The organism is Acinetobacter sp. YH12120, from assembly GCF_013418795.1.
Classification (GTDB): Bacteria; Pseudomonadota; Gammaproteobacteria; order Pseudomonadales; family Moraxellaceae; genus Acinetobacter; species Acinetobacter towneri.
This window is the reverse complement of the sequence record NZ_VPBI01000044.1, coordinates 1-3,720: the sequence shown is the minus strand read 5'-3', so window position 1 is coordinate 3,720 and position 3,720 is coordinate 1. Positions and strand designations below refer to the sequence as shown.

Genomic DNA, 3,720 nt, shown 5'->3' with positions numbered 1-3,720 from the left:
TTAAAATAAGCCTTATATCCAAGCATAAAACAAGGTTGTCTAGACTTCTTTTAACAGTAAAGTTATCATAAAACTGAATTTTATTTTTTAGGTAAGTTTATGCATTCTATCCGCATTCGTTAAGACACAACTATTTGCATAGTGACACTATTTTATAATGGTGGGCTTTTGTTGTGTCTTTAAGAATATATGCGGATATATAAAGTAAAAGTATGCTTAATTTATAAGTATGCTTTTAGTGCATAGTTTCCAGTTATAACTTAATTGACTAGCTATTTGTCCACCCTGTGGATGAATAGCTTTTTTTTTGGGAGGACACTGTGATGCTAGCTTTTGTTTTCACCTAAATCCTGTTTGCTGCATAAAAAATTTCAAGAGCTAAACAGGAGTAAATAAAAATGAGTTTAATTATTAAAGCGAGAAACATACGCTTGGATTATGCTGGGCGTGATGTTTTGGATATTGATGAATTGGAAATTCACTCTTATGACCGTATTGGTCTTGTGGGTGATAACGGAGCAGGAAAGAGTAGTTTACTCAAAGTACTTAATGGCGAAATTGTTTTAGCCGAAGCGACATTACAGCGTTTTGGTGATTTTGCACATATCAGCCAACTGGGCGGAATCGAAATAGAAACGGTCGAAGACCGGGCAATGTTATCTCGCCTTGGTGTTTCCAATGTACAAAACGACACAATGAGTGGCGGAGAGGAAACTCGTGCAAAAATTGCTGCCGCATTTTCCCAACAAGTACATGGCATTCTAGCGGATGAACCAACCAGCCACCTTGATCTCAATGGAATAGATCTACTTATTGGTCAACTTAAAGCATTTGATGGAGCATTACTTGTTATCAGTCATGACCGATATTTTCTTGATATGGTTGTAGACAAGATATGGGAGTTAAAAGACGGTAAAATTACGGAATATTGGGGTGGTTACTCGGATTACTTGCGTCAAAAAGAAGAAGAGCGACAACACCAAGCCGTAGAATATGAGCTGATGATGAAGGAACGGGAGCGATTAGAATCTGCTGTGCAAGAAAAACGCCAGCAAGCTAATCGATTAGACAATAAGAAAAAAGGAGAAAAATCCAAAAACTCTACCGAAAGTGCTGGACGACTTGGGCATGCAAAAATGACTGGCACCAAGCAAAGAAAACTGTATCAGGCAGCTAAGAGTATGGAAAAGCGTTTGGCTGCATTAGAAGATATTCAAGCACCAGAGCATTTGCGTTCTATTCGTTTTCGTCAAAGTTCAGCCCTAGAACTGCACAATAAGTTCCCGATTACGGCAGATGGTCTGAGCTTAAAATTTGGTAGCCGTACTATCTTTGATGACGCTAACTTTATAATACCGCTTGGCGCTAAAGTCGCTATAACTGGATCGAATGGAACAGGGAAAACGTCCTTGTTAAAAATGATATCAGAACGTGCTGATGGATTAACCATATCTCCAAAAGCTGAAATTGGCTACTTTACACAAACAGGATATAAATTTAACACGCATAAATCTGTGCTCTCCTTTATGCAGGAAGAGTGCGAGTACACAGTTGCGGAAATTCGTGCAGTATTGGCTTCAATGGGGATCGGAGCGAATGATATTCAAAAAAACTTATCCGACTTATCGGGAGGTGAAATCATCAAACTGCTTTTATCCAAAATGCTTTTAGGAAAATATAATATTTTGCTTATGGATGAACCAGGAAACTATCTTGACCTAAAAAGTATTGCCGCATTAGAAACAATGATGAAGTCCTATGCAGGAACTATTATCTTCGTATCTCATGACAAGCAATTGGTCGATAATATTGCTGACATTATCTACGAGATCAAAGACCACAAAATCATCAAGACTTTTGAGAGAGATTGTTAATGATAGCCAATCTAATCCGAACATTAATTATTGAACTCTTTAAAGGAAATTAAAAATGACAATTCAAGATATTCAATCACTTGCTGAAGCACACGGCTTGTTGCTTACGGACAAAATGAATTTCAATGAAATGGGCATTGATTTTAAGGTCGTTTTTGCTCTTGATACAAAGGGGCAACAATGGTTGCTGCGTATTCCTCGTCGTGATGGCATGAGGGAACAAATCAAGAAAGAAAAACGCATTTTAGAATTGGTAAAAAAACATCTTTCTGTAGAGGTTCCTGATTGGAGAATTTCATCTACAGAATTAGTGGCTTATCCCATACTTAAAGATAATCCTGTTTTAAATTTGGATGCTGAAACCTATGAAATAATTTGGAATATGGACAAAGATAGCCCGAAATACATAACATCTTTGGCAAAAACCTTATTTGAAATCCATAGTATTCCTGAAAAAGAAGTTCGGGAAAATGATTTGAAAATTATGAAACCTTCAGATTTAAGACCTGAAATAGCAAACAATTTGCAGTTAGTAAAATCTGAAATTGGTATAAGTGAGCAATTGGAAACCCGCTACAGAAAATGGTTGGATAATGATGTTCTATGGGCAGATTTCACCCAATTTATACATGGCGATTTATATGCTGGGCATGTACTAGCTTCAAAGGATGGAGCTGTTTCAGGCGTTATTGATTGGTCAACAGCCCATATAGATGACCCAGCGATTGATTTTGCTGGGCATGTAACTTTGTTTGGAGAAGAAAGCCTCAAAACTCTAATCATCGAGTATGAAAAACTAGGGGGTAAAGTTTGGAATAAACTATATGAACAGACTTTAGAAAGAGCAGCGGCCTCTCCTTTGATGTATGGTTTATTTGCCTTAGAAACTCAAAATGAAAGCCTTATCGTTGGAGCAAAAGCTCAGTTGGGAGTTATATAATTTAAAAATATGATTGCTGAGAACTGCCTTGTTTTGAAACTTGGTTGGCTTTAATTAGTTTTTAGTATTCTTTATAGAAAATGCCTCGATCAAGGGGCATTTCTAACAATCATTTAACATAAAATTTCTTATGTGAAGTAACCTGAATGCAGCGGTGCCCCATTGGGGGCGCGTTGAGATAAGCCTCTTTTAGATAACTTTAGCAACTCGATAGACAGTTGCAACTCCACAATTCACTGCTTTGGCAATTTCTTCCTTAGTCATATTGCCAACTACTAGCAATTCTTTTATTCGTTTATGTTTAGCCTCATTTGCCTTCTTGCCTGTTGGTTTGTAACCCGAACGTGCCAGGCCCTGCTTAATACGTTCTATACGTTTCTCATTGTCTAGGCGGGCCATTGTTGCCAGAAGATCAATCAACATATTGTTGATGAGTTCCAAGATTGAATGAGTAATGCTGTCACTGGTTTGAATCATTTGGTAGGTAGTAGGAAGATCTGCTACGACTAAACGAAGTCCCTTCTCCTGGATCCTGCGCTTCAGCTCTTGAAAATCTCGTTGGGTTAGGCGTGATAAGCGGTCAATACTTTCAACTAACAATGTGTCACCTTGATTTGCTTCTGACAGTAGCTTATTCAATTCAGGTCGGTCTAACTTCGTACCACTATAGTTTTCCACGTACACAATGGTTTCACCCAAATTCAAGTTTTGGTTTAGATCCTGAAGAATCTGCAAAGCCCTTTCTGCATCTTGATCTTTAGTTGAAGCTCGTAGATAAATACGTGTATTCATTTCTATCATTTAATCTTAATTCTATTAGATTAATGATAATACTATCATTTAATTATTGCATTAAGTCTAATGATAGATATTGTATGCGATTTGGCTCGCTATCATTCAGGTATA

General features: G+C 37.4%; 3 protein-coding genes. 2 read left to right on the top strand and 1 reads right to left on the bottom strand.

Going from position 1 to position 3,720, the window contains the following annotated elements; all coding sequences use genetic code 11:
• The first annotated feature begins 398 nt into the window (after positions 1 to 398).
• Together msr(E) and FTU58_RS13810 are read left to right on the top strand one after the other, a co-directional pair.
• Positions 399 to 1,874: an ABC-F type ribosomal protection protein Msr(E) gene (gene msr(E), locus FTU58_RS13815; protein ID WP_000052512.1), complete on the top strand. Its 1,476-nt coding sequence runs from the start codon at positions 399 to 401 to the stop codon at positions 1,872 to 1,874.
• A 55-nt stretch (positions 1,875 to 1,929) separates the two neighbouring features.
• Complete coding sequence (locus FTU58_RS13810; protein ID WP_000155092.1) at positions 1,930 to 2,814, top strand: Mph(E) family macrolide 2'-phosphotransferase; 885 nt, start codon at positions 1,930 to 1,932, stop codon at positions 2,812 to 2,814.
• A 189-nt stretch (positions 2,815 to 3,003) separates the two neighbouring features.
• Here FTU58_RS13810 and FTU58_RS13805 read toward each other — a convergent pair whose 3' ends face one another.
• A complete protein-coding gene (locus FTU58_RS13805; protein WP_015060246.1) occupies positions 3,004 to 3,615 on the bottom strand; it encodes a recombinase family protein in 612 nt (203 codons plus the stop codon).
• Positions 3,616 to 3,720: the final 105 nt, after the last annotated feature.

What these genes read in the sequence shown, in the direction of transcription:
- FTU58_RS13810 (WP_000155092.1), top strand. Translation starts at nt 1,930, where the DNA reads ATGACAATTCAAGATATTCAATCACTTGCTGAAGCACACGGCTTGTTG.
- FTU58_RS13805 (WP_015060246.1), bottom strand. Translation starts at nt 3,615, where the DNA reads ATGATAGAAATGAATACACGTATTTATCTACGAGCTTCAACTAAAGAT.